Origin of the sequence: Halomonas sp. 707D4 (assembly GCF_024158685.1) — a bacterium.
Lineage (GTDB): Bacteria > Pseudomonadota > Gammaproteobacteria > Pseudomonadales > Halomonadaceae > Vreelandella.
Genome location: NZ_JAMZBD010000179.1, coordinates 1 through 5,954 on the forward strand (window position 1 = coordinate 1; position 5,954 = coordinate 5,954).

The window sequence follows — 5,954 nt, forward strand, 5'->3', positions numbered from 1 at the left end:
TATGCGCGCAGCGCGGGCAGTTGGCCTTCTCGCCGGAGCCCAGCGGCGGCTGCGCGCCTGTCACGAATGCGACTGGGTGTCGGCACTGCCGCCGCTGGGCTCCGGCGAGAAGGCCAACTGCCCGCGCTGCGCGCATACGCTGGTCAAGCGCCACCGCTTTCCGGCCCAGCGCAGCATGGCGCTGGCGGTCGCGTCCTTGATCGCGCTGATCATCGCGGTGTCGTTCCCCTTCGTGAGCTTCAGCGTCAGCGGGGTGAGCAACCGCATCGAGCTCTCCCAGACCGCGACCACGCTGATCGCCTTTCACCAGCCGATGGTGGCGATCGCCGTGATCATGACCATCGCCGTGCTCCCGGCGCTCTACCTGGTCGGGGTCATCTGGCTGCAGTACGGCCTGCTGCGCGGCCGCCCTCAGCCTTTCAGCCGCGATATCGCCCGTTCGCTTTCACATCTGGTGCCGTGGATGATGGCCGACGTGTTCATCATCGGCGCGCTGGTCAGCCTGATCAAGATCGCGGGCCTCGCCCAGATCAGCCTCGGCATCTCCTTCTGGGCGTTCTGCGCCTTCGCTCTCCTGCTGCTCAAGACCAGCCAGTCGCTGGACGCGGACTGGATGTGGTTCTCCCTCGAGGGCGAGCCGCTCGCCCCTGAAGGCACGCGCACCGGCACCACCGCAGCGGCCCAGAACGTCACGGGTTGCCCCACCTGCGGGCTGATCAACCGGCTACCCGCCAACGGCAAGGCGCGCTGCCGTCGCTGTCACGAGAAGCTCCACAAGCGCCTGCCGCACAGCCTCCAGCGCACCTGGGCGCTGCTGTTCGCCGCCACGGTCATGTACATTCCCGCCAACGTCTATCCGATCATGACCACCACGAGCCTGGGGTCGAGCTCGCCCTCGACGATCATTGGCGGGGTGGTACAGCTTCTGCAGATGGGTTCGTGGCCGGTCGCGGCGGTCATCTTCGTGGCCAGCGTCATCGTGCCGGTCGGCAAGCTCTTTGCCCTGTCCTGGCTGTGCCTGGCGGTGCGTCGAAGCGGCGAGTTGAAAGCCCAGAGCCGCACCCGGCTCTACCGGCTGACCGAATTCATCGGCCGCTGGTCGATGGTCGACGTCTTCGTGGTGGCGATCCTGGTGGCGCTGATCCGCGCGGGCTCGCTGATGTCGATCACCCCTGGGCCCGCCGCGCTTGCCTTCGGCGCCGTGGTCGTGCTAACCATGCTCGCCGCGATGACCTTCGACCCGCGCCTTCTATGGGACACCCCTCCCCCACGCGCCCCCCGGCCAGGACGTGCTGCCACGTCCACAACAGCGACCAAGGAATCAGTGGATGGCTGACGAGTTACCCCAAGGCGAAACGCCGCCGAACGACGAGAACGACCTGCACCGCGCGCGGCCCTCGCGCCAGACGCGGCTATCGCCGATCTGGATCGTCCCGATCGTCGCGGTGATCATCGGCCTGTGGCTGGTGTACGACAACTACACCAGCCGCGGCACGCTGATCACCCTGACCACCAACAATGCCGAGGGGATCGAAGCGGGCAGCACGCTGATTCGAAGCCGCAACGTCGAGATCGGCCTGGTGCAGAGCGTGCGGCTGTCCGACGATCTTTCCCACGCGGTCATGACCGCGCGCATCCAGCCCGAGGCCGAAGCGATGCTGCGCCAGGACAGCCGCTTCTGGGTGGTCAAGCCGCGCATCGGTCGCGAAGGAATCAGCGGGCTCGGCACGGTGCTCTCCGGCGCCTACATCCAGCTCCAGCCCGGGCGCTCCGACGACCCGCGCCGCGAATTCGAGTTGAGCGACGTGCCGCCGGTGGCCACCGCCGGCCAGGCGGGGCTGCAGATCAGCCTGGTCAGCCAGCTCGGCAACTCGCTGCGCGTGGGCGACCCGGTCTCCTACCAGGGCTACACCGTGGGGCGCGTCGAGGACAATCGCTTCGAACCCGAGTCGCGCACCATGCACCACCAGGTGTTCATCGAAGAGCCCTACGCCCAACTGGTCACCGACAGCACCCGCTTCTGGACCTCCAGCGGCATCGACTTTCGCCTCGACGCCAACGGCGTGCGGGTCAACGTCGAGTCGCTGGAGGCGCTGCTCGGCGGCGGCGTGACCTTCGGCGTACCGGAAGATCTGCCCATGGGCAAGCCGGTGAGCAACAACACCCGCTTCACCCTCTACGCCGACGAGGACGACGCCCGGGAAGGCACCTTCAACCGTTACCTCGAGTACGTGCTGCTGGTGGACGACACCGTGCGCGGGCTCTCGCGCGGGGCACCGGTGGAGTTTCGCGGCGTGCGCATGGGCAGCGTGGTCGCCGTGCCCTGGAACTTCACCGCGCCGCAGCCCAACTCCCGCGCCCAGTTCGCCATCCCCGTGTTGATTCGCATCGAACCCCAGCGGCTGGGCATCGAGAGCGAAGACATCGACATCGACGAGTGGCAGGCGCGCTTCGATCGCATGTTCGATCTCGGCCTTCGCGCGTCGCTCAAGAACGGCAACCTGTTGACCGGGGCACTGTTCGTCGACCTGAACTTCCAGCGCGACCTGGCCGGCACCTACCGCGAGGAGATGTTCTCCGAGCGTCAGGTGTTCCCCACCGTGGCCGGCGGGTTCGCCCAGATCCAGGCCCAGGTGACCAGCCTTCTGGACAAGCTCAACGCGCTGGAAGTCGAGCCGCTGCTGGCGGGGCTCGATCGCAACCTGCAGGCTTCCGAGCGCGTGCTCGACGAGGTGCGCGAGGTGAGCGCCTCGCTCAACACCTTGCTGAGCGACCCGGACACCCAGGCACTGGGCGGCAACGTCAACGCCACCCTCGAGGAGCTTCGCAGCACCCTGGAAGGGCTCTCGCCGGCGTCGCCTGCCTATCAGGACCTGACCTCGGCCATCGAGCGTCTCGATCGCCTGATGCGCGACCTGCAGCCCTTGACACGCACGCTCAACGAGAACCCGCGGGCGCTGCTTTTCGACAATCTGGACGCGGAAGACCCCATTCCGCGGGCCCCTCGGTAAAAGGACGACCTCATGCGCTCCAAGATGTTGAAGACAGCCCTCCTCACCAGCCTGCTGGCGCTGCTCGCCGGGTGCGCCTCGAGCGTGACGCCGCCGGCGCGCTACATGCTGCCGGCAACGCCCATCACCAGCCCCGCCGCCGGTGAGCGCACCCTGCAGATACGCACGCCGCGTCTGGCTCACTACCTCGACGTCGACGGCGTCGTCATGCAGCTCGACGACATCACTCTCGTCGAGGCGCGCGAGCACCAGTGGGCCGAGGCGCTGGGCCGCCAGCTCGAGCGCAGCCTGCGCGGGCGGCTCTCCCAGGAGCTTCCCCGGGTACGCGTGGTGCGCGCCGAAGGGGCGGCCAGCGGCGCGCCAACGCTGACCCTCGAGGTGGACCAGTTCCAGGGCCGCTACGACGGCAATGCCGTCGCCAGCGGCCAGTGGCAGCTGCGCGGTGCGGACAACCAGCTGCTGGCGCTGGAAAGCTTCTCCGTCGAGACCGAGCTCGACCAGGACGGCTACCCGGCCCTGGTGCGCGCGCTCGGCCAGAGCATCGATCTTGCGGCGATGCAGATCGCCCGCGAGCTTCGCACCGGCGGCTACTTCTAGGCCGCCCCCTGCCCGGCACGCGCGCCGCCCCTTCCGGGTGGCGCGCGTGCATCACGTGTCGAACGCGAAGCACGCGCTAGTAAAAGGGCCTCGCAGGCGGGCGCGCTATCTGGCAAACTTCGCTGCCGCGCGGATCGAACCCCGCGTTTTCAACCTATTTAGAACCCTAGCTTGGTGACAGCGCCCCTGCGCTTTTGCTGGCAATGGCGGAGAACCCATGAGCTTTTCGGAACTTGGTCTGCAGGACGACTTACTACGCGCCATTACCAACCAAGGCTACACCCAGCCCACGCCCATCCAGCAGAAGGCCATTCCGATGGTGCTGGCCGGGCGGGATCTGTTGGCCAGCGCCCAGACCGGGACGGGCAAGACCGCCGGCTTCACGCTGCCCATGCTGCAGCGGCTCAGCAACGGCAAGCGCCCGGGCAAGCGCCAGGTGCGCGCCCTGGTGCTGACGCCCACCCGCGAACTCGCCGCCCAGGTCGGCGAAAGCGTGACGGATTACGGCAAGTACCTGCCGCTCACCTCGCACATCATCTTCGGCGGCGTGGGCCAGAACCCGCAGGTCGAAGCGCTCAGAAAGGGCCTCGACATCCTGGTGGCTACCCCCGGCCGGCTGATGGATCTGCAACAGCAGGGCCACGTGGATCTCTCCCAGGTCGAGATTCTGGTGCTCGACGAAGCCGATCGCATGCTCGACATGGGCTTCATCCACGACATCAAGCGCATCCTCAAGCTCTTGCCGGCCAAGCGCCAGAACCTGCTGTTCTCGGCGACCTTCTCCAACGAGATCCAGACGCTGGCCACTCAGCTTCTCGACAACCCGGCGCTGGTCGAAGTCGCGCCGCGCAACACCACCGCCGAGAAGATCGACCAGACCATCTACCGGGTCGACCGCGACAAGAAACGTGAACTGCTGGCCCACCTGATCACTCGCCACGGCTGGTTCCAGGTGCTGGTCTTCACCCGCACCAAGCACGGCGCCAACCGCCTGGCGGAGCAGCTTTCCAAGCAGGATATCCCGGCCATGGCAATCCACGGCAACAAGAGCCAGGGCGCACGCACCCGGGCGCTGGGCGCCTTCAAGAGCGGTGACCTGCAGGTGCTGGTGGCCACCGACATCGCCGCTCGCGGGCTCGACATCGACGAGCTGCCCTTCGTGGTCAACTTCGACTTGCCCAACGTGGCCGAGGACTACGTCCACCGCATCGGCCGTACCGGTCGTGCCGGCAGCGATGGCGAAGCGGTGTCGCTGGTGTGCGTGGACGAGCACGCCCTGCTCGCCAGCATCGAGAAGCTGATCAAGCAGAACCTGCCCAAGAAGATCGAGCCGGGTTTCGAGCCCGACCCCAACGCCAAGCCCCAGCCGATCGAGAACGGTCGTCGCGGCCAGCGCAAGCCCGGCGGCGGCGGCGGTCGCGGCCAAGGCCAGGGGCAGCGTCAGGGCGAGCGCTCCGACAAGGCACCGCGCCGGCGCGCGCGCCGCTAGCGCGCGGTCGTCGAATGTGCGAAGGTTGTCCGCTTTCAGACACCCCCATTCAGGTGTCTAGCCGAACCCGTTCATGGAGTGATTATGGCGTCATCTCAGCTTATCAATGACTACCGGCAGTGGCTGGCCTTCCAGCGCCAGGAACAGCTCAGCCGCGAGCATCAAGGGGTCGCCCAGCGTCTGGAGGACGCCCGGGCGACTTCCGGGCAGGTCATTCAGGCCTACCGCAGCATGGCCGACAAGGCCGCGACGGAAGGCGCGTGCTACCGTACGCTGTTTCTGCGCGAAAGCAGCGAAGACGCGGCGCTGGTCTGCGAGGGCTGGCTGTTCATCCGGCGGGTGTTGAGCGAAGAGGGCAGCACCCGCGTGCGCGCCACCCTGCTCGAAACCTTCACGCTCGAAGACGGAACCATCGTTCCCGGCGACAAGCCGGCCCGCAAGGTGACCCTCGAGATCTACGAAAAGCTCGACATCAACAAGGGCATGCGTACCGATGTGCGGGTGGACTGCCTGGAAACGCCGGCGGACTACCACTTCATCACCCTGATGGACGCTGCCCGAGGCGATCTGCGCGCGCACATGAGCTAGCGCCATGCAGCGTCGTCGCGCCGTTGGTTTCATCCTTCTGATGTTTCTGGTGGGGCTCAATCTGCGCCCCGCCCTCTCTTCCGTTGCCCCGCTGCTCGCTCGCCTGAAAGAGAACGCGGGGCTCACCCCGACGGCAGCGGGCGTGCTCACCACCCTGCCGGTCCTCTTTCTGGGCCTGGCGGCCCCCCTGGCGCCGCTCGTCGCCCGGCGCATCGGCGCCGAGCGCGCGCTCAGCGCAGCACTTTTACTGCTCGGCGGCGCCTTGATGA

5 protein-coding genes and 1 pseudogene are annotated in these 5,954 nt (G+C 67.3%); all 6 read left to right on the forward strand.

From position 1 onward, the window contains the following. Position 1: 1 nt before the first annotated feature. Positions 2-1,336, forward strand: a complete 1,335-nt coding sequence (locus BIS11_RS09225) for a paraquat-inducible protein A (protein ID WP_253585957.1) — start codon at positions 2-4, stop codon at positions 1,334-1,336. After that, positions 1,329-3,011 (forward strand): intermembrane transport protein PqiB, encoded by a 1,683-nt coding sequence (pqiB, locus tag BIS11_RS09230; RefSeq protein WP_253423706.1) that lies wholly within the window; start codon positions 1,329-1,331, stop codon positions 3,009-3,011. Before BIS11_RS09225 ends, pqiB begins: the two co-directional genes overlap by 8 nt. A gap of 12 nt (positions 3,012-3,023) precedes the next feature. Next, complete coding sequence (locus BIS11_RS09235; protein ID WP_253423709.1) at positions 3,024-3,608, forward strand: membrane integrity-associated transporter subunit PqiC; 585 nt, start codon at positions 3,024-3,026, stop codon at positions 3,606-3,608. A 217-nt stretch (positions 3,609-3,825) separates the two neighbouring features. Then, complete coding sequence (locus tag BIS11_RS09240) at positions 3,826-5,097, forward strand: DEAD/DEAH box helicase (protein WP_253423712.1); 1,272 nt, start codon at positions 3,826-3,828, stop codon at positions 5,095-5,097. Positions 5,098-5,181: 84 nt separating this feature from the next. Further along, positions 5,182-5,685 (forward strand): hypothetical protein, encoded by a 504-nt coding sequence (locus BIS11_RS09245; RefSeq protein ID WP_227391059.1) that lies wholly within the window; start codon positions 5,182-5,184, stop codon positions 5,683-5,685. Positions 5,686-5,689: 4 nt separating this feature from the next. After that, positions 5,690-5,954, forward strand: a pseudogene (locus BIS11_RS09250) (MFS transporter); the annotation flags it as partial.

Bases quoted from the DNA above. Each gene is read 5' to 3' on its own strand.
- BIS11_RS09235 (WP_253423709.1), top strand. From the start codon at position 3,024: ATGCGCTCCAAGATGTTGAAGACAGCCCTCCTCACCAGCCTGCTGGCG.
- pqiB (WP_253423706.1), top strand. From the start codon at position 1,329: ATGGCTGACGAGTTACCCCAAGGCGAAACGCCGCCGAACGACGAGAAC.
- BIS11_RS09240 (WP_253423712.1), top strand. From the start codon at position 3,826: ATGAGCTTTTCGGAACTTGGTCTGCAGGACGACTTACTACGCGCCATT.
- BIS11_RS09225 (WP_253585957.1), top strand. From the start codon at position 2: ATGCGCGCAGCGCGGGCAGTTGGCCTTCTCGCCGGAGCCCAGCGGCGG.
- BIS11_RS09245 (WP_227391059.1), top strand. From the start codon at position 5,182: ATGGCGTCATCTCAGCTTATCAATGACTACCGGCAGTGGCTGGCCTTC.